Consider the following 24,194-nt stretch of genomic DNA (forward strand, 5'->3'; position numbering starts at 1 on the left):
ATATACGATCTCAAAATTCAATTGACTCCAGTTTCCAGTTACCCAAATACATACTCAAAACCATTCTAAATGCTCCCAAAGCCTACCAGATGATGTCTAAAACACAATTATATAGACATCCTATGGTAACACCTTGCATAAAAATAATCTATTAGACCATAGGTTTTGAGGGCAATAGCAGTATGGTGCTTTGTAATAGTATTGCTACATACTGTTATACCCCCGTTGTGCAAAGTCTCCCGACTTCGTAACACATACAATATGCCCGATACTAGACTCCATCTAACACCAATAAATGAGTTTCAGACTTCAGCACTAAGACACCATAAACCAACAACATATAACTTCAAAAACTTGGATTTTGGACTTCAGGCTTTAAAAAAAGAAAAAATCTTGGAGTTTTAAAAAATGAAACTACTATGCCGTAGTATTGCATTTTACAAGGAAAGTAATGATCTAACAAAAGGAGAAAGATCTCATTAGCAATAAAAAAACGAAAAAAAATTTCTCTATAGGTTGTAACATGTCTATGTCTCGAGACATAAACAGATAAGTGAATACCAAATTAAAAAATAAAAATAAAGCTAAAAAAATGAAAAAACTACTAAGTTTCATCTGTGTGTTACTTTTAGTACCGTATGCCTTTGGGCAAATAACTTTTGATGAAAGTTATTTTATTGATCAATCAGGTGACAAAGTTAATTGCTTAATCAAAAACATCGACTGGAAAAACAACCCTAAAGAGTTTACCTACAAACTATCCGTAAATGGGGAAGAAACTATTGCAGGTTTAGATGCTGTAAAAGAGTTTGAAATTGTTGGAGATTCAAAATACATAAAGACCACCGTAGACATCGATAGATCTAGTGACAAAATAACCAAAGTAAGTACGCTGCGAGAACCCAAATTCAAAAAAGAACAACTATTTCTAAAGGTATTAGTACAGGGACAAGCTTCACTTTATTCTTATGCTGATGGGGACCTAATACGCTATTTTTATAAAACAGATACAACCCCCATCAAACAATTAATTTTTAAGAGATATAAAATAGATAATGACCTGATTGGCTCCAATAATAGGTACAAGCAACAATTATTTAATGCATTGTCATGTAAAAACATCACAGAAAGTGAGATAAAAAACCTAGCATACAAGAAAAACAGTCTCATCAAGATTTTTGTAAAGTATAATGTGTGTCAGAACACTGAGATGATCAATTTTGATAGAAAACAAAAGCGGGATCTTTTTAATCTATCCCTGAGACCGGGAGTAAATAGTTCCTCATTTACGGCACAATATATCAATTCTGATTTTGGAGTTGATTTTGATACAGAAATTAGTTTTAGAATGGGTATTGAGGGTGAGTTTATACTACCTTTTAATAAAAATAAACTAGCCTTATTTATAGAACCTACCTATCAACACTATGAGTCTAAAAAAATGAATGACGAAAATACGATAGCCAATATCGATTATAGTTCTATTGAATTTCCTGTGGGGTTTCGATACTACTCTTTTCTTAATGAACAATCTAAACTATTTTTTAATACCGCTGTTGTTTTTGACATCTCACTATCAAAAACATTTGAGGTTTCGAATTTAGAAAGAATAGGTTTTACACCGTCACCAAATTTTCTAATCGGAGGTGGGTACAAATTCAAGAATATCTATAGTGTCGAATTGAGATACGGATTCAACAGAAACCTTCTGAATGGCTATACCCGTTGGAAATCTAACTATTCTTCACTTTCCTTAATATTTGGGTATACATTGTTTTAATTATAGAATACTTGGTATCTTGTTCTGAAATAGGTTGACACTAAATTTTGGATGCTACTCTAAGGAAGCTCGATAACTAAATGGCAAAAAAACTCAAACTACCATATTGATTAGCTTGAGTTTTTGTTTGCTATTTTTTTAAGTAATTACTCTTTTAAAAGTTTTTTGAAGGCAACTTTTCCAGTAGTGCTTTTTAGTATTAATAAATAAACTCCTGATGACATATGGCTCATGTTTACCTCATTCTCATTAGTTACCACTAATTCTTCTCACATCAGCGTATAAACTCCTACCGTTTCTAGAATATCTTCGGTTGCTAAACGAATACTCAAGGTATTTAGAACCGGATTTGGATATACTTCTATTCCATAACCAAACTCTTTATCTATCGTTTTTGTGCTATCGTTAAATGAATCAATTGTTGACTTAAGTGTAAAAGAATTACAATCCGTACTAAACGCTGCATCAATAACGATATAAAATAGCATCATTTAGAGTTAGTAGGAAGAAGTACTGTGCCATTGCAAAACCTCTTCTGGGATTATAAACTCAAATACATACATTCTGATCAAACAACCTAAAAGACATAAAAGATAGCCATAGCTACATGATGTAAAGTCAAAAAAACTAGGTTCTGCCCTCTTTATCTTTTATTTATTAGGATGAAGCCCTTTTATAAAAAGTGATGATTATTTACTAGTTAAACTACATTGATTTTGGGTTACAAAATGAGCTTTGTAACTTTGCGGGTATGGATATCAATAAACCGTTAGCAGAACGCATTCGCCCCAAGTCTCTAGAAGAATATCTAAGTCAGGAACATCTGGTCGGAGATGATGGTTCTCTTACACAACAAATTAAAAAAGGAATAATTCCTTCATTGATTCTTTGGGGACCTCCTGGGGTCGGCAAAACAACACTTGCCAATATTATTGCCAATGAATCAGAGCGTCCCTTTTACGCACTAAGCGCAATTAATAGTGGCGTAAAAGAGGTACGAGACGTAATCGAAAAGGCTAAACAAAGTGGTGGACTCTTTACTGCAAAAAATCCACTACTATTTATTGATGAAATTCATAGGTTTAGTAAATCACAACAAGATTCCTTGTTGGGTGCTGTAGAAAAAGGATGGATCACCCTTATCGGTGCAACTACAGAAAACCCTAGTTTTGAGGTTATTCCTGCTCTTTTATCTAGGTGTCAAGTATATACATTAAATGCTTTTGGCAAAAAAGAACTAGAGGCACTACTAGCTAGAGCTATGCACGAGGATGAATACCTCAAAACAAAGGAAATAACACTCAAAGAAACTGAATCATTACTTAGATTATCAGGAGGAGATGCTCGTAAATTACTGAACATTTTTGAGTTAATTATTTCAAGTCAGGAGCAAAATACAATTACTATAACGAATGACCTTGTTTCTAAATTGGTGCAACAAAATACTGTTAGATATGATAAAACAGGTGAACAACATTACGACATCATTTCTGCCTTTATCAAATCTATTCGTGGTAGTGACCCCAATGCTGCGGTATATTGGCTTGCCAGAATGATAGAAGGGGGCGAAGACCTAAAATTTATTGCAAGACGATTGATTATTTTGGCTTCAGAAGATATTGGCAATGCCAATCCTACAGCATTAATTTTAGCCAATAACACATTTCAGGCGGTAAACACCATAGGGTATCCCGAAGCTCGAATTATCTTAAGTCAATGTACTGTATACCTTGCCTCTTCTCCCAAAAGTAACGCATCGTATATGGCAATTAACAAGGCACAGCAGCTTGTAAAACAAACAGGGGACCTATCCGTACCGCTAGGGATCAGAAATGCACCTACCAAACTAATGAAAGAATTAGGATACGGAGAAGAGTATCAATATTCGCATGACTATAAAGATAATTTTGTTGCTCAGGAATTTCTACCCGATGAGATTAAAAATACGACTCTTTATGAACCGAGTGATAACCAACGTGAAAATTCATTTAGAACTTTCCTTAAAAACCGATGGAAAGATAAGTACGGATATTAATCATGTTTATTTTTTTCTTAAACCAACACCTTGCCTTATTGTCTTGCAAGTGTATCAACAATTAGCTGATTTGTAGCTGGATTAACACGCTCAAGAATGAAGTTTCCGTAGGCATCAAAATACCCTGTACCACTTAAGTCTCCTGCTTTTACAATATAACTCTTACCATTAGAAGATTTGAATAACTTACCTAGCTCGGCAGATGTTTCCTTATCATAGAGTAGATATCCGTATTCTTGTTTTTTGAGCACATATAATACATCATTTAAAGAATATGTTGTCGACTTAACCTCTGTACCAGTGGTATTAGGTACAGAAACTTCGGGTTGCTTAGGACTTTCTGTAACTTGTTGTTGTTTTTGTTGTTGTTTTTGTTCTGACACCACCACTGCTTTTTGAGGTTGCCCTGTTGCCGAACTAGTATCACCCTTATATCCAGAATAGGCGTAATTAAGACCTTTGATACTCCTAAAAGCATCTCTTAGCGCCTCATGATAGGCATTCTTATACTCCTTCTCTCTACTCTTCCCCTCTTGAGAGGTAAACACTACCTTATCATTGCAATCCTTTAGTTCAACAAGAAGTTTTGTAAGAAACATACCAGATTGCCTAATGAGATTGGCCCGCAATGCATTGCAACCACTAAAGTCTTTGGGAAACTCTTCTCCTTGCATATAGGCACTAAACCCATACTTATTAAACAAAAACTTAGTCAGCGAGTTCAATTGGTACTTATCTGATTCTTCGAAAAACCCATAACTTTCGGGTACGATCACATATTTATAATCATTTATCTTTCCCTGAGCATTGCTTGTAAAAACTGAAATAAAAAGCACCCCTAAAAACAAAATTCGCAACATAGTATATTACATTATAAAATTAAACCCTAATTGTACGGCAGCTCCCCTTGCCTTTGCAAGATTAGCATATTCTATTAAATTATTTGCCGAAATATAGAAATTAATTTTCTTAATATGTGTTGATAACAGAAACCCGACATTATAATACGAATAATCATCAACCGTATAGGTAAGTTTAGTTCTTAAAAAATTGGTAATTCGTTTGTAGTAAAACAAAGAGGCGGCGTATTGTGTCCTTCTGGGTCTGAATTGTGAAAATAATTGTACCCCGAATGCATCCATATATGGCGGAACTTCTCCTTGTAGATAGCAATCGCAACTATCTGTTTTGTATTGGTTAAAAGAATATTTGACAGATCCGTAAAATTTTACTGGTCGCATTACCACATAGGTATTACTCAAGGTATCTATCTCAAAAGCATCCTCTACCTCATCTAGGAAGTCCTGTGCTTCATTTCCTGTAAATTGTATCGGAGTCTCAAACCCCTCGAAGGTATAATCACCTCGTATGTGATAGGTTTCAACATCCTTAGAGTATACAATCAGACCCAAATCATTTACACTACCAGTAATCCCAAGCTGATCATTAACTTTATGAGTAAAACCAGCATCAACACCGAAACCTAAATTTCCTCCTAAAAGAGCTCTATTAATTAATTCATCTTTTATTTCCTTCGCTTTTTCTGTACTATCACCATCAACTATATCCTTTATTGTCTTATACCCCGAAGTTCTAAGGTTTAGATCTGCTCCGCTCACAATATGCTGGTAGATATTATTGCCATCAGGAGTTTCTACGGTTGTAAAAAAACCTTGATTATTAGAAGTACGACCATGAAAAATACTAGAATACAGCTTGGCTCGAGCTCCAAAAATCAAATTTTTATTTACACGTTTATTGTATCCAAAATGGTAAACCATAAGTAACTCTGCAGATGCGCGTATATCAGAAAAATGAAAAGGAATATTGATAAATTCCTGATTACCTTGATAGGCAAGAACTGCAAAATCTTTAGGAAAATATCCTATCATATCTAACTCCTGATATATACCTCCAGAAAAGTAGTATTTTTCATTGTTTTTGCTTTTCCATCCAAAAGTTAGTAGCTCTAATTGCTGCGTTGCTGTAATATAATCGTCACTTCTAAGATCATTCAACGTGGTTTCTATCTTTGTATTTATATCAACCTCATTATCAGCAAAAACATCATATAGTGATACTCCCTTAACACCTACATTGAGATGAAATTGAGATAATGCAGGAATCCCCATATGAAATTTAAAATCTACTTCTGCTCCCGGATTAAGCAATAAAGATTGCGGAAGGTCTGTAAAATCATATAAGGTCTCCTTATTTTGGGCTACTAAAGATCCCCAAAAACCAATAAATAAGATAATAAATCCTCTCATAAATCGTACTTTACAAAATAGGTTCCTTTTGATTTTAGTTCTAAAATCCCTTGCAGACTACTACTTACATTCTGTACCCTTATAGAGGTAACAAGTTGTTTGGTATCACCCAAAATTGCAATTAACTCTGGATCTAATGTTATTGGATCTGGTATTGAAAGTACAGAAGGCTCATCTGGACCATTACCAGGATTCACAGGTATTGAATAAGAAGGCCCTATAATCTGACCATTAGAATCCAGAAAAATAAAATCAAAGGTAAAACCTATTTCAATACTATTATAAAACTCAAAATATAGCTCAACTTTTTCGAGATTATCAACCGCAAAACTACTGCTTAAAATATCATAATCAAGAGTATCATTAACTACAATCTCTGGCACAATGATCCCCAGATCAATATCAAAATCAATAAATTCTTCGGTATTTAGCTTAGAGTATACAAAATCTGCTTCATACACAGGTGTGAGTACAATATCATTTGCTTGATTGAGATCAACATCCTCAACACAAGAAATAGACAGCAGTGCTAAGCATAGCATGCAAAGCCATGTAATAGGTTTGTTTTTTTTCATTTGGGGTAGAAATGTTATGTATAATAACTAAAAATACAAATTTTTATTACTAAAGCATTGTTTTAATTTGCTTTAATTTAGAAACTTGCGGATATTCTATGGGTAAAACTTCCCCGTGATAGTTAAAAAATATAGTCTCTAACCCCATTGCTTCTGCTCCCATAATATCGGCCTCATAATTATCCCCGATCATAATACTATTTGCTAATTGAGCTCCAGATTTTTGAAGAGCCTGTTCAAAAATTCGAGGATTGGGTTTTTTTACTCCAGCATCTTCGCTATTGGTTACCGTTACAAAATACTCATATATCCCTGAACTTACTAATTTTCTGTTCTGCACCTCTCTAAATCCATTAGTAATAATGTGTAACTTATAACTAGGACGCAGATAGTCTAGTAAATCTTTGGCCCCATCTATTAGATAATTATTAAGTGGTAAAAAATCAATGTAATCATCAGACATTTGATCTATTATATTAATAGAAAAAGACATTTTAAAGCTTTTAAAAGTTTCTATCAATCGACCTCTTCTAAGATCTGTTTTTGATACTCTTTCTTCTCTGTATAGCTTCCAATAATTCATGTTAATTGGCTGATATATGTTTAGAAAATCATCGATATCTATGGCTACCTCAAATTTATCAAAAAGCATCTGAAATGCTAGTAATGAGTTTTTGTCAAAATCCCATAATGTATGATCAAGATCAAAGAATATATGTTGTATGTTAGATTTCATCTTCTTTAGTTGTCCAGATTAGTTCTAAAATTGATTTCCAAAAAGGTTGATTTTGGAGATCACTTATTAATTTATTACTGAAAACGGGAATAAAAACCCCGTTGACTTTTCTTATTTTATCAAGATATAACTCAACTTCTTTTTTTGTAATTATTTCATCATTTCTATCTTCTCTTTTCCCGAGATGAGCCATACAAAAAGAGTATATCATCAAAGGGGTTTGGACTTCATAATCAAGATCATAAAACATAAACGGAGAACAGGTCCCTGCTCTAAAGCCTGAATGATTTGGGTATCCCATAGAATAATCTTCTTCGATCTCTAACTCTATAAAATTGCGATATGCTTCTGGCAACTTGATTTTAAAAAATGAACAAATAGAGTACTGCAACTTTCTATTTATAATATTCTCAATACGTAATTTTTCTTTTTTCAGCATCGCAATATCTGTTATTGCTTCATAAGATACCTTAAGTCCTACCTCACTATAATCAGCAATATGCTTAATCACCTCATGGTGCGCAAGACGATTGTAAGGTACATTTCTCTCATGCGTAGAGTAATCCCCCAAACCAATGAGCACCTTGGTTTTTCTTTTTTTCTTTTTTTGTAGTTCGATTATAAAATCAAAGGTATCAAAGGGGTCTTTTTTCATTCCTATTGCCACCCTAATTCTATCAGTAAATTTATCAAAATCGAGCTTCCAAAGGTCTCTTGCAGCTCCTCCTATTGATCGTATAATTCCTTTATTTTTGTATACAAATGTTTGTGCTACAGAAATGATAGGAAAAATTCTAAATTTTTTTTCCTGAAATATGAGATCAGGATATTTTTTTAGCAAAACTTGCTTGAACTTATATGCCCATATATCTACTACAGGATCTTCTAAAAAACCATGAACATACCCTATACTTTCCTCTGCAGGAAAACGCCCCAATGTATCTTTTACATGAGGTAAATATTCTTCATATCTAGTTAATAGGTAGAATGTAGCCGCAAAAATATCAAATGGTAATGCCGTTTCTGCATGTTTGACTTCAAAAAAACATTTGGTCTCTTCCCAGTCAAGAACCTGAATACTAATATCACTCAATCCATGTTCAAAAAGAAGTTCTACACTCTGAAAATATAGCTCTTTACCAAGCGGTTGTTTCCCATAAGAAAATTTGGGACCATCATGTGCTATAAAAGGTTCTATTTTTGCAGTAAACTCAACTTCGACTCCTAAGACACGTTTACAAATATGCTTAAACGCATATGACACTCTCGGGGTAACTCTCTGAACATGTATTAACAACATACTTTTATCCTAATCAGTGATAATTTTGATCTTATAGTAAAGATTCGTCTGCAAAGCTAAAATAGTTTTTTTCGGTTATAATCAAGTGATCCAATAGTTTTATATCTAAAATCGCACCTGCTTCCTTTAATTTTTGCGTTACAATTTTATCCGATTCACTGGGTATTAGAGAGCCACTAGGATGATTATGCGCAAGTATAATTCCTATCGCCCCAAACTCTAAGGCTAATTTATAAACAATACGAGGGTCGACCATGGTACTTGTTTTTCCTCCGATACTTAGTTGTTTTTTATGAATCACTTTATTCGTATTGGTAAGAAACAATATCCAAAACTCTTCGTGTTCGAGATCACCGATGAGAGGTCTAAAAATAAGAAAAGCGTCTTTGCTACAACTAATTTTTGCAACCTCAGATCCTGCTTCTCCTCCCCTTCTTCTACCCAATTCTAAGCCCGCTACAATCGTTATAGCCTTTGCTTCTCCAATTCCTTTAAAACTCATCAATTGTTTTACAGACAACTTACCTAATTCATTAATTTTATGATTGGTACTTGCCAAAATACGTTGACTTAATGCAACTGCACTTTCTTCGCGATTTCCCGAACCAATTAAGATGGCTATCAACTCAGCATCGGTCAAGGTATTTTTTCCTTTAGCGATTAATTTCTCCCTTGGACGATCATTTTCACTCCAATTCTTGATGGTAAAAGTATAATTTGACTCACTCATTTGATTTTTTACGTATTAAAATAACTGTATTATCGCGTCAGTAAGTATAAAGTATTTATCTCAAAAACAATAGATTATTAGCTAAAAAATACAACATATTAAATACAAAGAATGCAATTATGAAGCATTATTTTTGCACATATATTTGTTTGAAAATGAAAGTTTTACTATATTTGAAAACCCTATATCAAATATTGAATATTTTAACAACTTCAAATTTACCTATTTATGAAGAATATTTTTACTTTTGTTCTACTTCTTGCAACTCTTAGTTTCTATGGGCAGGATAAGAAAATTTCCTTTCTCAACCTAGTAGGAAATAACATACAAGTACCTAATGGATGCGAAGCTCAATCTGAGTATGAATTGCAAGCTTGCGATGGAACATCAATCAAATGGGATTACTATAGTGATGATATGCTTAGTGCGGTTTTTGACGCAACCATAAGTGCATTTGCAGAAAGTAACGATTCTAAATCAGAAGTAACTTTTACTTCTTTCGGAGCTCAACTCAAAGGATTTAAATTCAAGATGGGAACTACGTTCCAATATTTCTTACAAGGAACTATTAAGGATCAACCATTAATGATTAACTTAGGAACTCCAAAAGACATTGCTACCAATGATGATCTTGATGGATTTCTTAGCCTTTTCTTTGATGAAGTAAGTTAGAAGGTAGAGAGAAAAAAATCTTAACAAAATATTTAAAACAACAGGCGCTAATCTATAAATGATTGGCTTTTGTTGTTTTTCTATGTATAGAGTACTTGCAACCACTTTTTACCTAAAACAATCACACATACTTTACAAAAGAATACACTATCTAAAAATACTATGCCTTAAATTCAATTTCAACAAACATCATTACACAAATATCCATAAGACTTCTAACAAAATTAAAAGACAAACTGTGTACCCACCAAAATACCACCAAGAATATAATCCAGAAACTATAATAGATGTTGCTCTCACCTACCCTTTTGCTACAATAATTTCTGCAAAAGAAACAACACCAATAATAACTCATGCTCCATTAATTTTTAACCAAAACAAACTCATTGGTCATATTGACAAAAACAATCCTCACGTACATTTATTAAAAGGTAATTATCCAGTTGTTGCTGTTTTTCAAGGTCCTCAAACATATATTTCTCCCTCAATCTATGCAACATCTCAATTACCTACCTGGAACTATATCATTGCACACGCTCACGGAACCGCAAAAGAAATTACTGATGTACATGTTATTAAAAGTTCTATGGTTACTATGACAGAACATCTTGAAGCTCCTAATCATGCATACAAAATACAACACGATGATCCAAGAATGGATAGACTAGTAAACTATGTACATGGTTTTGAAATCGATATCACAAATTGGGAAGGAAAATTTAAACTTAGTCAAGACAAAAACCCTACGGACATCGAAAATGCAAAACAAGAGCTAATAAAAAACAATCAGAAAAGTATTGAAAGCTTCGTAGATCAAATCTTCACAAAACATTTTAATTAGCAATCCAACCCTTAACCTCATCAAAATCTAACCCTCCATAATTACCGCTACTCATTAATAAAACTGCAGAATTTGCAAGATTCGTTTTCTTGAGATAGTTTTTAAAATTCTCTGGATTGGTATAAATAGTTAGATCATTTCTCTTAAAGGCTTTTTCTATTTGCTCCTCAGAAACAGTATCTAATCTTTTTATTTTCACCGCATGAGGAGAATAAAAAACCACGGCTTCATCAGCATCGTTAAGCGCACCTTCGTATTCTTTTAAAAACTCAGCATTTAGACTGCTATACGTATGCAACTCAAGGCAAGCGATAATTTTTCTGTTTTGATATTGCTCTTTGACTGCTTTTGTAGTAGCACTCACCTTAGAAGGGCTATGTGCAAAATCTTTGTACACAACGGTAGTATCATTTTCTGCCACTTTTTCTAATCGTTTTGAAGCTCCTTTAAAAGAAGCAATTGCCTCATAAAAATCATCTTCATCAACACCCATATGCTGGCAAATCCATTTCGCACCTGCCAAATTACTCAAATTATGCGCCCCAAAAATCTCAATAGGCATTTCCCCTTCAGGAGTATCTAACAACGTTTGACCATCCTCAATTTTATAACTGGGTGTCGTATAAGCAAATTTTCTGATAGGGTTTTCTGCTAATTCAGCAAGCCTATTGACCTCTTCGTCCTCTTCATTATAAACCAGTGCCCCACCATTAACAATAGAATTCATAAAAACACGAAACTGATCAACATACATATCAAAAGTAGGAAAGACATTAATATGGTCCCAAGCGATGCCGCTTACCAATGCGATATTGGGTTGATATAAATGAAACTTAGGTCTACGATCAATAGGAGATGATAAATACTCATCCCCTTCTAAGACCATAAAATCATTTTCCTCAGTAAGATGAACCATCGTATCAAACCCTTCTAATTGTGCACCGACCATATAATCTACTTCCTTATTATGATAGTGTAAGACATGTAGAATCATCGAAGTAATCGTTGTTTTACCATGCGACCCCCCAATAACAACTCTTGTTTTGTTCTTAGATTGCTCATACAAAAATTCTGGATAAGAGTATATTGTGATTCCTAACTCCTGAGCTGCAAGAAGTTCGGGATTATCTTCTCGTGCGTGCATTCCTAAAATAATCGCATCTAGATCTGTATTGATTTTATCAGCAAACCAACCAAACTCATTGGGCAATAATCCATATCTATCTAATCTCGATTTTGAAGGTTCAAAAATAGTATCATCACTTCCTGTAACTTGATATCCTTTTTGATGTAATGCTATGGCTAGGTTATGCATTGCACTCCCCCCTATAGCTATAAAATGTACGCGCATAGTTAATTCTTAAATCAAAGAGTAAATATAAAACTAATTCCTAAGTATCAAATTACTTTTTACGCACGGAACGCTTTAAAAAAAGAAAAAAATATCAATCCGAGATTAGCCACACTCATTTGTAAGACTATTTTACTCAGCGTACCTCATAATTCACTCAATGCTACTTTTGTATTTTTCTAGATTTTATTTCCTTAGCCATTATAAACATCAATATCATACCTCTTGTACTTTGAATTTATCGTAATAAGCACTCTTTTTTCTGTAAAACTAAAGTGCACTATGGTATAGATGTAGATTTTTGGCAACAAAATTGCGATCACTATTTCAAAAGTGTAGCTTTATAGTATTATTTTTAATGTTAGAATTTGGCAATCAAACTGAAACATGAAACCCAAAGCGCCCTTTGAACCTGTACTATAAGTATAAGGAATGTTAAGCCGCATTTGCCTTCTAATACATAACACTGGATAACGTATGACCAACCATATAATACGTACTAAAAAATTAAACTTGTGAAAAATTATATCATCTTTATTTTAATTTGTGTATCAAACCTATTTATAATGAACGGTCAAAATGAGTACGAGAGTGATTGGAAAAAAGTTAAAGATTTTGATCGCCAAGGACTTCCAAAATCAGCATTAGAAATTGTCGAAATTATTTATGATTCTGCAAAAAAAGAATCAAATGATAATCAAGTCATAAAAGCTTTTCTACATAAAGCTAAGTATACGCTCACTTTAGAAGAAAACGCACAACTTACAATCATCAAAGAAATTAAAACTGAAATTAATAAAAGTGAGTTTCCTAAAAAGAATGTTTTAGAAAGTATTCTAGGAAACCTGTATTGGCAATATTTTCAACAAAACAGATGGAAATTCTATAACAGAACTCAAACTTCTGAAAAAGTGGACCAAGAGGACTTTAGAACATGGGATCTCGAAACTCTCTTTGCCGAAGTTCATTTTCATTATCAAAAATCTCTAGAAAACGGAGTTCTCTCACAACAAACAGATCTATCTAAGTTTAATGAGATTTTAAGTACCGCTAGTAATTCTAAAAAGTATCGCCCTACTTTATATGACTTTTTAACGCATAATGCCTTAAGTTTTTACAAAACTTCCGAAACGAATATCACCAGACCTTCGTATGCTTTTACAATAGACGATTCAAAATATTTACAAACACACAAGACATTCTCTTCTCTAAAAATAGCGACTAAAGATTCTTTATCACTTCAATTTAATGCCTTAAAACTTTACCAAAATTTAATAAATTTTCATAGCAAAGATAGTACTCCTGAGGCATTAACAGAGGTAAACATAGAACGAATTAAATTTGTATATGAGCATGCAGTTTTCTTAGATAAGGACCATATTTTACTTCAAACCTTAGAATCAGAAAAAGAAAAATTTGCTTCTCATGACTCCGCAGCGTTATATGATTACGAAATCGCCAGCTTATACAAAAAGCAAGGATCAACATACATTCCTGAAGAAAACCAACTACACAGATGGAAATTAAAAAAAGCACTAGAATTATGTAACCAAACTATCAAAAAATTCCCAGATTCTAGAGGCGCAAGCAATTGCAATGCTTTGAAGGCGCAAATCTTGCATTATGAACTTGATATAAAAGCCGAAAAAAATGTACCAGTACAGACAACCGGAAGAGTCTTAATCTCCTATAAAAACCTTAACAAACTATATTTTAAAGCTCTAAAAGTCACTAAAAATCAATTAAAAAGTTTTGAGAAACTATATCAGTCTAACGAGCAAATAAAATTCCTAAAATCATTAAAAACGAGTGCTATCTGGGAGGCTGAAATTTGTGATGAATTTGATTATCAAAAACACACTACAGAGGTAGTGGTACCAAAACTGGATCATGGTTATTACTTTATAGTAGGTACTAAAAATAAAGAGTTAGAAAATGAAGAAATGTTTTCTTTTGGAGTAACACAAGTAAGTAATATTGCTTTGATAGAGGATAAAAACTCAGAACAAACTATTTTTCAGGTTCTTGACCGAAATAACGGCTCTCCTATTGCCAATGCTAAAGTTCGGGTTAAAACAACCGACCAAAGAGGAAGTAGAAACTCTATTGATAAAACCATGATAACAGACGAAAAAGGTCAAGTATATATGGTTGCAGATATGCATTACTACAATATCTCTATTACAGTAACACACCAACAAAAGACAACCTTTTTTGATGGATATTACCTTAACAAATCACATAAAACTAATTACAACAACAGAAGAACTGTAGACAAAACATACCTTTTTACAGATCGCAGCATATATAGACCAGGGCAAACAGTCTATTTTAAGGGAATCGTACTGTCATCTGACGGTGACGAAAACTATAAGGTCTTACCAGAACAAAAAACGTTTGCGGCTCTCAAAAATGTAAATGGACAAGAAATAGAAAGGTTTGAGTATAGAACGAATGAATATGGATCATTTAGCGGAGAGTTCATCATTCCGTCCTCGGGATTAACAGGATCTTATTCAATTTTTACGGATAACTACCATAGTACGTCATTTTCTGTAGAAGAATACAAACGTCCTAAATTCGAAACAACATTTGACCCTATTACAGAAACCTATAAACTAAACGACACTATACAACTCTCGGGACAAGCAACAGCCTATGCAGGAAGTATGATTACGGATGCCAAAGTAAAGTATACTGTGAGAAGGACCGTACAATACCCAATATGGTGCTATTGGTACCCTCGTTATAGATCCTCACCACAAGAAATAACTTTCGGAGAAACCACCACCAATGAAAAAGGAGAATACACTATTCGTTTTGCAGCACTTCCTGATGCAAGTGTTGCTAAGAAAGACCTACCCGTTTTTACCTATGAGGTAACTGCTGATGTTACGGATATTAATGGTGAAACCCGAAGTACAAGCACTATAATTTCGGTAGGATATCATGTATTGACAGCTTCGATAAACATAAAAAAGAAGCTAGATAAAGCCCTGAAAGATAATACATTTACTATTTCTACTTCAAACTTAAATAATGAACCCGTTAGCACGACAGGAACAATAGAGGTTTTTAAACTAAAAGCTCCAAAAAAACCATTGCGTTTACGTCCTTGGAAATCGCCTGACTATGCAGGGTTTAAAGAAGAGGAGTTTTCGCAACTGTTTCCCCATGACGCTTTTAAAAACGAACATGATCCCCGTACATGGAAAAAAGGACATCGCGTAATGCAAACTTCTTTTAATACATCTCCTTCTGGAGAAAGAGAAAAAGGTATTCAAAAAATAAACCTAGGAAACACCAAAAAATGGGAATCGGGCAAATACGTTATAGAACTTAAGGCCAAAGATCGACTAGGACAGGAAGTAAAGGACATACAATATATTACCCTCTACAGTCAAGAGGACAAAACTATTAGTGATCAACAACTTTTTGAAATCACAACAAACAAAGCTTCATATGCAATAGGAGACGAAGTCCTGATAAAACTAAGTTCAGCATCCGAAGATATTTCGATTATCGTTGATATCGAAAAAAATCACAGGATCATCAGCACCCAGCTTATTACACTTTCTAAGAACAGTAAAACTATAAAAATTCCAGTAGAAAAAGACGATTTGGGTGGATTTGCAGTCAATTATAGTTATCTGAACTACAATAGCTATCAAAGCGGTTCAACAATAATATCTGTACCTTATCAACCAACAGAATTAAGTATAGAGACAGCGACATTTAGAGATAAATTATCCCCAGGTCAGGATGAAACCTGGAGTTTCACCATAAAAGGTCCCAAAGGAGACAAAGTAAGTGCAGAATTACTAGCAAGCATGTATGACGCTTCTTTGGACCAATTTAAGCCTCACCAGTGGTATTTTAACCCTATTAATCGACCAATTTACAGTACTAGAAATAGAAGAAACGCACGACAAAGTTTTGGTGTTTTAAATTTTACGCTAGAAAACCCAGATTATATCAATGATTATTATGAACAACAAGGATATGATGCACTAAATTGGTTCGGTCTCTATTTTGGACAGCAATATTTCAATCGCAGAGTGAAAAGTCAAATTATGGAAAGTGGTTCTCCTGCTCCCATGCTCAAAAAATCCAACGCTAGAGGTATGGCAATGGCAGATGAGATCATGGCAGAGGAACCAGAAATGAGTAGTGCTGCCACAGAAGAAGACATCGATAATGATAACGAATTAGAAGAAAAAAAAGAAGATGCAAATACCGGAAAAAAAGAAGCTTCGCTTGAAGGTGTAAAAATTCGTAAAAATCTACAGGAAACAGCTTTCTTTTTCCCCAAATTAAGCACCGATAATGAAGGTAATGTCCGTTTTAGTTTCACAGCCCCCGAAGCACTAACTCAATGGAAACTACAACTTCTGGCACATACCAAAAATCTGAATACAGCCACAACAATACTCGAAACGGTCACTCAAAAAGAACTAATGGTGATACCCAACCCACCGAGGTTTTTAAGAGAAGGTGATGAGATCGTTATAAGTTCTAAAATCTCTAATCTCACCTCTAAAAATCTTACTGGGATTGCAGAACTACAATTATTTGACGCACTTACAAATAAGAAAATTGATACCGATCTGCAAAATACAAAACCACAACAGAACTTTGAAGTAACAGCAAAGGGAAATCAGAATGTTTCATGGAAACTTAATATCCCCGAAACTGTACAAACTGTTCAGTATAAAATCATAGCTAAAGCAGGAGAATTTTCTGATGGCGAACAAAATGTGTTGCCCGTGCTAAGCAATAGAATGCTAGTAACAGAAACCCTACCTATGTGGATTCGGTCCGATCAAACTAAAACATTCTCTCTTGATAAATTAAAAAATAACACATCTGCTTCTCTAAAACATCATAAATTAACACTTGAGATGACATCAAATCCTGCATGGTATGCAGTACAAGCACTCCCCTATCTCATGGAGTATCCTCATGAATGTGCTGAGCAGACATTTTCTAGATACTATGCCAACGCATTGGCCAGTCATATTGCCAATTCTAATCCGAGAATTCAGGAAGTATTTAATCAATGGAAAAATAGTGATGCCCTAATCAGTAACTTAGAAAAAAATCAAGAATTAAAATCACTAATTATACAAGACACCCCATGGTTACGAGATGCAGAAAGCGAATCTGAACAAAAGAAACGAATCGCCTTACTTTTTGATCTTAATAAAATGACCAGCGAATTGCAATCTGCAATCAATAAATTAATACAAATGCAATATAACTCAGGAGGATTTCCTTGGTTTGATGGGGGACGTGAAAATAGATTTATAACGCAACATATTGCTACCGGATTTGGGCATTTACAAAAACTTGGTGTCACCCAATTTGATACCCCAACAAAGAACATGTTGCAAAAAGCAGTTCGCTTTTTGGATATTGCTTTTGTGAAAGAATATGAAGAATTAAAAAGGTATTGCAAAAAAAATAAAATCGATATCAACAAAAATCACCTAAGTTATACGCAACTTCATTATCTATATATGCGTAGTTTTTTTAATGATATTCGAAGAGCTAAAAACACCAATGAAGCATGGGATTATTATTTAGGACAATCAAAAAAATACTGGATAGATCAGAGCCTATATTCTCAGGGAATGTTAGCCTTAATTTTAAATAGAAACAGTGACACCAATACGGCAACAAAAATTATACGATCTCTCGACGAAAAAAGTATTACTAATGAAGAGTTAGGAATGTATTGGAAATCAAATACCCCGAGTTGGTACTGGTATCAGGCACCAATAGAGACTCATTCATTAATGATTGAGGTCTTTTCTGAAGTAGAACAAGAACCAAAAAGAACCAAAATAATTGATAATCTAAAAATATGGTTACTTAAAAACAAACAGACCAATCGTTGGAAAACCACCAAGGCCACTTCTGATGCAGTGTATGCTCTCTTATTGCAAGGAAGCGATTGGCTATCAATAACCGATATGGTCGATATTGTATTAGGAGATCATAACATTGATCCGGGTGCTATCGAAGGTACAAAAATCGAAGCTGGTACAGGATACTTTAAAACCTCTTGGAGCGGATCAGAAATAAAACCAAATATGGCAACTGCCAAAATCACTAAAAAAGGAAAAGGTATTGCATGGGGAGCCTTATATTGGCAGTATTTTGAAGATCTGGATAAAATTACATCTGCCAAAACTCCACTATCTCTCAAGAAAAAACTATTCTTAAAAAAGAATACTGATACCGGAGAGGAGATTACAGAAATTACACCAGCAACCAAATTAGAGTTGGGAGATTTGGTTCGAGTACGTATAGAATTAAGATCCGATCGCACAATGGAGTTTGTTCATATGAAAGATATGCGTGCATCAGGACTAGAACCCATGAATGTAATCTCGAGATACAAATATCAAGACGGACTAGGGTACTATGAAAGCACCAAAGATGCATCTACTAATTTTTTCTTTGATTATTTACCAAAAGGAGTTTATGTTTTTGAATATGATTTACGAGTAAATAACGAAGGTGAATTTTCTAACGGGATTACAACCATACAGAGTATGTACGCTCCAGAATTCTCGAGTCATTCTGAAGGTATACGAATACGTATCGGCAAGTAATTCTAATGGTTTATTAACGCGTAAAAGGAATAATCATTTAGTAGCAAAGTATTACATTAAAAGCATCGCTATTTTTAACAACACTCTAAGCGCCAGAACCAATTATTAAGTAATAAATCACAACTTTATAACACCAGGGGTTAATGCCAAAATAACTAGCCTGCCTTAGTAGTTTTATAAATCAATGCCCAAACATTGCACATACTTAGCATAAATCAAGAAGAACATTTTTATTTAGAGGAAAGACTCATAACGAAGTTCTAATGCATAAAACGAGTCAAAATAGAGATTGATGGTAACAAATAGATCTGATAAGACACTAACAAGTAATACAGAAGCAAAAACAATACAATTTTATGAAGTCAATTTACCTATTTTTAGTATCCATATTTCTTTTTTCTACCCTCTACGCGCAAACAGACACTCTTGTTTTCACCCCATCGAAAACACAAAAAATAAAAAGCACGTTCTCAGGGACATTACACCAGAAGACTTCAGCTCATTTTGTTATTCTGGAAGATAAAACATCAGATAACTTTGCAATAAAACTATTTGTTGTGGAAAAAGAAGATACGATTACCGAATTCGATCTTGTCTTTTACGAAAAGAACCCGACAATATTATCGCATCATGTAAATAATAACACCATTACAATACTAACCCGTCAGACACATGTAAAAAAGAATAAACGTGCGGGCACCAAATCTTTCTCTAACAAAGGAACATCAACAATACAATTGACTATCACCGATTTTAATATAGAGACCAAAGAGATTACAAAAAGAAATATAGCACGAAAAAAGAAAAATGAAGACAGATATATACAAACCCCAGAATCTACTATTTGCCTACAGTACAAAGACGACCATCTTTTTTTAAACAAAATCACAAATAGTCAAATCATTGATTCCTTAAAAATAAAACCTAAAAAAGAAGATCTAAAGATAGCCAAAGAAATATTTACCAACTATCAATTTGTAGATACCAAGGAATATGTCGAAAAAGGCTCATTATCATCTACAAAAGCATATTTCTATGATGATACTCTATTTTTTACGCACTCGAATACTAAAAAAAATCAGATTGTAACTACTGTATTAAATTTTGATAAAAATGAAACTCCTGTTTTTCGCACTACACCTTTACCAAAAAACATTACCTCTGTTGCCACATATGTTGTAAATAAAGATTTATTTATTTTCTGTAGAAACATGACCGATATGTATCTAAATATAGATAATATAATTACGGGAGAGTCAAAGTACAAAACGGCTTTACGAGAAAAGCTCGCTTCTCATTTTGACACAGAAATACTCAATAAGTTACACAAGAAATTGAGTAGAAAAACGAACTACCCAATCATAACAGTTAATGAATCAATTGATCACAATCTGGTACTTCGATTTGATTATGCTAACCCTCAGACATACTCGTATCATCATAATTTATGGTTCCACCAGCAAATGATGTGGAATCAACAAATGATGATGCAACAAATACACCAAAACACCCTAAACAATCTCCCTAGATTTGGCCCAAACCCAATAGAAGATATAGCTGGTTTATTTTTTAAACCGAAGAAAAAAGACCTATCTCTAAAGCTTGTTTTAGACTCAAATTACGCACCTCTCAAAGATGCAAATACAGAAACTATAAAAGTAGATATTGATAAAAACGAATACCTGAATAACGCAAAAAAAACCTATGATATTAAGTACGTATCAATGGCTTTTTTAAACGATTCATACAGGTACATACAATACGCACCTTCATCAAACTCAGTCACTATCAAAAAAGAAGAATATTAACAGTTATTTTCCCTCAATCAAAGAAAAAACAATCAAAACTCAATAAACGGGCCAGCCTTTTGCCTACAAAGCATCAACGGTATTACCTTGAAACAATTACAGTTAAACCATTGTTTCTTTTTGTTCAACTATTTAATATAGTTTTAACACAAAAAAAGTAATAGTATTTTTCTATATTTGAGAAGGACTAGTAAACCTAAAAATACAGAAAACGGGATTTTCAATATTCTTTTTCTACCCCGAAAGAATTTTATCAAATCTGTGATGTAAATAATTACGGATAGTTTGATTTACTTATTTCTAGGCTAGAATTATAGAAATGAAAAATAGCCTGCAATTCTTTATTGAATTTGTTTTATTAAGAATGATGCTCTGATATAACATATTGATTTATTTTAATGCTGGTAGTACAATATTCTTTTAATAGAATATCCTGCTCAAGGTAATAAGCCTTTATACTGGATATATACTACTAGCATAGACAAATTTTTGTTATATAATTTTCATAGTACATTTTTCTTACTAGATGTATATTTACTAGTAAATAATCAAAATTGAACAGGGGAAGCAATGGCAATAATAAAAAATAATCGAACAGGGGAAATCGTATATCTTAACACACAACATACGTTCGGTAGAAATCGTAATATTGCTAATACTTATTTATCGGGGCAAGACATTTCTCAGTCCCACGCTTTAATATCTTGGCGAGGTAGCGATTGGTATTTACAAGACTATAGCCGCAATGGTACATTAGTAAACGGAGAGTATATTAATAATACTACCATTAAGCTTTCTAAAGGCAATACGATACAATTTGGTGAACAAGAAACCGCACTCTGGAAACTTGTCGATGTTGGTTCCCCCTCCAGTTATCTCAGACCAATTAATCTTAATGAAGAAATAATAGAACTCAACTCATGTTATGCCTTTCCCAATGAGGAAAAACCAGAAGCTCTTATTTATCCTGAAGATGACGCTTGGAAGATAGAAAAAGAAGGAGTGGCCACAAAACTGACGCATAACAATATCTATACGATCAACAATAAGGAATATACTTTTGTTGAAAATAATGTATTAGAAGACACTATGGACAATGGACATATTGTTAACAATGCTTATTACCAATTCACCTTAAGCTCTGATGAAGAGCATATTCATATCAAAATAATAACACAAAATCAAGCAGTAGATTTAGGAGAGCGAGTTCATAACTATATGCTTTTGGCATTGGCTAGAAAAAAATTAGACGACGCTCAAAATGAACTAGTAGACGCTGATCAAGGATGGATGACTATTGATGACTTGCTAGAAGACATGAGCAAAGAATTTCGAAAAGAACTCGATGTTTATTATCTAAATCTAAAAATATACCGTCTCAGAAAATTATTAATTGAGACCAAACCATACGGATACCTGTTTTCTAATATTATAGAGAGAAGATCGGGTGAAATTCGTTTTGCACATCCCTTCTTTAAAATAATTAAAGAAGAAGCCTGCATTGGTGAAGTTCTTGCTTCCTAAAACATAGTAATTAGGAAAATGAAAAGAGCATCAGAAATAGTAAACACATTCATCACAAATACACCCTACCGTGAAAGATATTATAACTCAACAAAAAACAAATTTTGGCATTGACCCCAAAGACTATGTTATACAAGAAAAAATAGGAGAAGGAGGATATGGTAAAGTTTATAAAGCCCAGAAAACCAGTACAGGTATGGATGTGGCTATCAAAATATTAAAGTTCAAAGAAAGTCCCGACGAACAATCAAGAAAGCAACAGATAGCCCGTTTTGAACGTGAAACACAACTTTGTGCCGAAATTAATCACCCGAACATCGTAAAACTTTTGGATAAAGATTACACCACAGAAAATGAACCTTTTGCGGTATTCGAATATATTTCGGGAGAAACACTTAAAGACTTAATCAATAAACATAATGGATTACCCGCAGAGGAAACAGGGATGCTGATGGAACAAGTTCTGGATGCACTTATATGCGCTCACAATAAAGGAATTATTCATCGCGACCTCAAGCCTCATAACATTATGATAACTAAAACCGAAACCAGGTCATATGTAAAAATACTTGATTTTGGTATGGGGGCATTCACCTATGATTTTAGAGCTAATGATTACAAAAACCTTACTCTGACACAAGAGGTTATAGGGACACCTGCTTACAGTGCACCTGAACAACTTAGAGGAGACCCTCCTACAGTAAAAACAGATCTGTATGCATGGGGATTGATATTCTTAGAATGTTTAACAGGACAACCCGTAATGCAAGGAACCAGTGTAGCCGAAATATTTCAAAAACAATTGAATCCTGCCGATGTACCACTGCCACCATCAATTATAGAACACCCAATAGCAAAAGTACTTGCAAATGCATTACATAAGGATCCATATCAACGAACGCCCACTGCTTCTCTGATTTTTGAAGAGTTTTCTAAAGTAAATCTCAACACTATAGTTGGTGATATAAAACCTCAAAACACAGTACCATCTCCTGCAGAAGATGTTACCGCAGTGAATCAATTTGCATGGAGAAGTGTGCATACAGAAAAAAGACTTCTCACTGTACTTTGTGCAAAACTTAGTCTATCAATGTCTGATGATGCAATGATGGATATCGAAACGTTAGAAACCATACAGAAGGATCAATTAAACCTTTGCAAAGATACAGGAACTCGTTTTGGCGCTCATGTTTCGGGCATCATGGCAGATACCATCATCATGTATTTTGGGTATCCTCAAGGAAGCGATACAGATGCACGAAGAGCAGGAAGAACGGCCCTAGAACTTGTTAGTAAATTACAAAAAAGAAGTGCGCTATTATATGCGAAACATAGAGTTGGTGTAGATGTAAGAGTTGCGATCAATTCGGGTACGGCACTCATTAAACACAAGACCGCTCCCGAAGGCCTCGTAACTAATACCGCCTTTAACCTGTTATATACAGCACAGCCAGGACATATTATCGCAAGTGAAACCAGCAAAAAATTATTAGATCCATACCTAGAGTTTGAACCTTTTCAGGGACAAGGATTTTCGGGCTCAGGAAATGTAGCTACATATCTTCTAACGGGAGAGCGATCTACCGAAGCGCTATCACATCTTAGTCTGCGCAGTGCAGATCAAAAAATGATAGGTAGAGAAGCTGAACAGCTAAAAATTGCCAACGCTTGGGAATCAATACAAACAAAAAAAGGAAAAGCTATACTTGTTAAAGGACAGGCAGGAATCGGAAAATCAAAGTTGATTTACGAAAGTAAAAAAGAAGTCCTTAACGACGGATTTATTGTAAGAGAATGCTATTGCCTTCCTGAATATCAAAACAATGCGCTTCATCCTATTTTTGAAATGATTAAAAAAGATTTGGGAATACATGATATTTCATCTATGATCCCCAGTCTAGAAAAAGGGTTAAAAAAGCTAAATTGTGTGACGTCCTGAATAATCGTTACAA

General features: G+C 33.9%; 17 protein-coding genes. 8 read left to right on the forward strand and 9 right to left on the reverse strand.

Annotated elements, in window-relative coordinates:
* The first annotated feature begins 592 nt into the window (after window positions 1-592).
* Complete coding sequence (locus DZ60_RS0120905; RefSeq protein ID WP_034230261.1) at window positions 593-1,780, forward strand: hypothetical protein; 1,188 nt, start codon at window positions 593-595, stop codon at window positions 1,778-1,780.
* A gap of 146 nt (window positions 1,781-1,926) precedes the next feature.
* On the opposite strand, the gene DZ60_RS25805 is transcribed toward DZ60_RS0120905, so the two are convergent.
* Window positions 1,927-2,040 (reverse strand): T9SS type A sorting domain-containing protein, encoded by a 114-nt coding sequence (locus DZ60_RS25805; RefSeq protein ID WP_152537492.1) that lies wholly within the window; start codon window positions 2,038-2,040, stop codon window positions 1,927-1,929.
* Window positions 2,041-2,049: 9 nt separating this feature from the next.
* Entirely contained in the window at window positions 2,050-2,271 is a 222-nt protein-coding gene (locus DZ60_RS0120910) for a hypothetical protein (protein ID WP_034230257.1), read from the reverse strand.
* Window positions 2,272-2,537: 266 nt separating this feature from the next.
* Between DZ60_RS0120910 and DZ60_RS0120915 the strand changes: the two genes are divergently transcribed.
* Window positions 2,538-3,815 (forward strand): replication-associated recombination protein A, encoded by a 1,278-nt coding sequence (locus DZ60_RS0120915; RefSeq protein ID WP_025743968.1) that lies wholly within the window; start codon window positions 2,538-2,540, stop codon window positions 3,813-3,815.
* Window positions 3,816-3,850: 35 nt separating this feature from the next.
* Here the strand turns inward: DZ60_RS0120915 and DZ60_RS0120920 are convergent, their stop codons facing one another.
* Genes DZ60_RS0120920 through radC form a run of 6 tightly spaced genes read right to left on the reverse strand, consistent with a single transcriptional unit; the run spans window position 3,851 to window position 9,426 of the window.
* Window positions 3,851-4,675: a hypothetical protein gene (locus tag DZ60_RS0120920; protein ID WP_025743969.1), complete on the reverse strand. Its 825-nt coding sequence runs from the start codon at window positions 4,673-4,675 to the stop codon at window positions 3,851-3,853.
* 6 nt (window positions 4,676-4,681) lie between these two features.
* Entirely contained in the window at window positions 4,682-6,085 is a 1,404-nt protein-coding gene (locus tag DZ60_RS0120925) for a DUF5723 family protein (RefSeq protein WP_025743970.1), read from the reverse strand.
* Window positions 6,082-6,660 (reverse strand): hypothetical protein, encoded by a 579-nt coding sequence (locus DZ60_RS0120930; protein WP_025743971.1) that lies wholly within the window; start codon window positions 6,658-6,660, stop codon window positions 6,082-6,084. The genes DZ60_RS0120925 and DZ60_RS0120930 overlap by 4 nt, the downstream gene beginning before the upstream one ends.
* A 49-nt stretch (window positions 6,661-6,709) precedes the next feature.
* Window positions 6,710-7,396 carry a YjjG family noncanonical pyrimidine nucleotidase gene (locus tag DZ60_RS0120935; RefSeq protein WP_025743972.1) on the reverse strand — a complete coding sequence of 229 codons (687 nt, stop codon included), beginning with the start codon at window positions 7,394-7,396 and terminating at the stop codon, window positions 6,710-6,712.
* On the reverse strand, window positions 7,386-8,696 hold the full coding sequence (locus DZ60_RS0120940; RefSeq protein WP_025743973.1) for a DUF7033 domain-containing protein: 1,311 nt from the start codon (window positions 8,694-8,696) through the stop codon (window positions 7,386-7,388). Before DZ60_RS0120940 ends, DZ60_RS0120935 begins: the two co-directional genes overlap by 11 nt.
* A 31-nt stretch (window positions 8,697-8,727) precedes the next feature.
* A complete protein-coding gene (gene radC / locus DZ60_RS0120945) occupies window positions 8,728-9,426 on the reverse strand; it encodes a RadC family protein (RefSeq protein WP_025743974.1) in 699 nt (232 codons plus the stop codon).
* Between the two features lie 228 nt (window positions 9,427-9,654).
* Between radC and DZ60_RS0120950 the strand changes: the two genes are divergently transcribed.
* Together DZ60_RS0120950 and DZ60_RS0120955 are read left to right on the forward strand one after the other, a co-directional pair.
* Window positions 9,655-10,098 carry a hypothetical protein gene (locus DZ60_RS0120950; protein ID WP_025743975.1) on the forward strand — a complete coding sequence of 148 codons (444 nt, stop codon included), beginning with the start codon at window positions 9,655-9,657 and terminating at the stop codon, window positions 10,096-10,098.
* Window positions 10,099-10,336: 238 nt separating this feature from the next.
* Window positions 10,337-10,939, forward strand: a complete 603-nt coding sequence (locus DZ60_RS0120955; RefSeq protein ID WP_025743976.1) for an FMN-binding negative transcriptional regulator — start codon at window positions 10,337-10,339, stop codon at window positions 10,937-10,939.
* Here DZ60_RS0120955 and DZ60_RS0120960 read toward each other — a convergent pair.
* The gene (locus DZ60_RS0120960) at window positions 10,932-12,290 is read right to left on the reverse strand and encodes a UDP-N-acetylmuramate--L-alanine ligase (RefSeq protein WP_025743977.1); all 1,359 of its coding nucleotides are present in this window, start codon (window positions 12,288-12,290) and stop codon (window positions 10,932-10,934) included. The genes DZ60_RS0120955 and DZ60_RS0120960 overlap by 8 nt on opposite strands.
* Window positions 12,291-12,856: 566 nt before the next feature.
* Here DZ60_RS0120960 and DZ60_RS0120965 point away from each other — a divergent pair.
* From DZ60_RS0120965 to DZ60_RS0120980, 4 genes are all read left to right on the forward strand, one after another.
* Window positions 12,857-18,910 (forward strand): alpha-2-macroglobulin family protein, encoded by a 6,054-nt coding sequence (locus DZ60_RS0120965; RefSeq protein ID WP_081740549.1) that lies wholly within the window; start codon window positions 12,857-12,859, stop codon window positions 18,908-18,910.
* A gap of 356 nt (window positions 18,911-19,266) precedes the next feature.
* On the forward strand, window positions 19,267-20,718 hold the full coding sequence (locus DZ60_RS0120970; RefSeq protein ID WP_025743979.1) for a hypothetical protein: 1,452 nt from the start codon (window positions 19,267-19,269) through the stop codon (window positions 20,716-20,718).
* Window positions 20,719-21,288: 570 nt separating this feature from the next.
* Entirely contained in the window at window positions 21,289-22,242 is a 954-nt protein-coding gene (locus tag DZ60_RS0120975; protein WP_025743980.1) for an FHA domain-containing protein, read from the forward strand.
* Between the two features lie 70 nt (window positions 22,243-22,312).
* The gene (locus tag DZ60_RS0120980; protein WP_025743981.1) at window positions 22,313-24,181 is read left to right on the forward strand and encodes a protein kinase domain-containing protein; all 1,869 of its coding nucleotides are present in this window, start codon (window positions 22,313-22,315) and stop codon (window positions 24,179-24,181) included.
* Window positions 24,182-24,194: the final 13 nt, after the last annotated feature.

Source organism: Aquimarina pacifica (assembly GCF_000520955.1).
Classification (GTDB): domain Bacteria; phylum Bacteroidota; class Bacteroidia; order Flavobacteriales; family Flavobacteriaceae; genus Aquimarina; species Aquimarina pacifica.

Bases quoted from the DNA above. Each gene is read 5' to 3' on its own strand.
- DZ60_RS0120905 (WP_034230261.1), top strand. From the start codon at position 593: ATGAAAAAACTACTAAGTTTCATCTGTGTGTTACTTTTAGTACCGTAT.
- DZ60_RS0120910 (WP_034230257.1), bottom strand. From the start codon at position 2,271: ATGATGCTATTTTATATCGTTATTGATGCAGCGTTTAGTACGGATTGT.
- DZ60_RS0120920 (WP_025743969.1), bottom strand. From the start codon at position 4,675: ATGTTGCGAATTTTGTTTTTAGGGGTGCTTTTTATTTCAGTTTTTACA.
- DZ60_RS0120925 (WP_025743970.1), bottom strand. From the start codon at position 6,085: ATGAGAGGATTTATTATCTTATTTATTGGTTTTTGGGGATCTTTAGTA.
- DZ60_RS0120930 (WP_025743971.1), bottom strand. From the start codon at position 6,660: ATGAAAAAAAACAAACCTATTACATGGCTTTGCATGCTATGCTTAGCA.
- DZ60_RS0120935 (WP_025743972.1), bottom strand. From the start codon at position 7,396: ATGAAATCTAACATACAACATATATTCTTTGATCTTGATCATACATTA.
- DZ60_RS0120940 (WP_025743973.1), bottom strand. From the start codon at position 8,696: ATGTTGTTAATACATGTTCAGAGAGTTACCCCGAGAGTGTCATATGCG.
- radC (WP_025743974.1), bottom strand. From the start codon at position 9,426: ATGAGTGAGTCAAATTATACTTTTACCATCAAGAATTGGAGTGAAAAT.
- DZ60_RS0120950 (WP_025743975.1), top strand. From the start codon at position 9,655: ATGAAGAATATTTTTACTTTTGTTCTACTTCTTGCAACTCTTAGTTTC.
- DZ60_RS0120960 (WP_025743977.1), bottom strand. From the start codon at position 12,290: ATGCGCGTACATTTTATAGCTATAGGGGGGAGTGCAATGCATAACCTA.
- DZ60_RS0120965 (WP_081740549.1), top strand. From the start codon at position 12,857: ATGAACGGTCAAAATGAGTACGAGAGTGATTGGAAAAAAGTTAAAGAT.
- DZ60_RS0120970 (WP_025743979.1), top strand. From the start codon at position 19,267: ATGAAGTCAATTTACCTATTTTTAGTATCCATATTTCTTTTTTCTACC.
- DZ60_RS0120975 (WP_025743980.1), top strand. From the start codon at position 21,289: ATGGCAATAATAAAAAATAATCGAACAGGGGAAATCGTATATCTTAAC.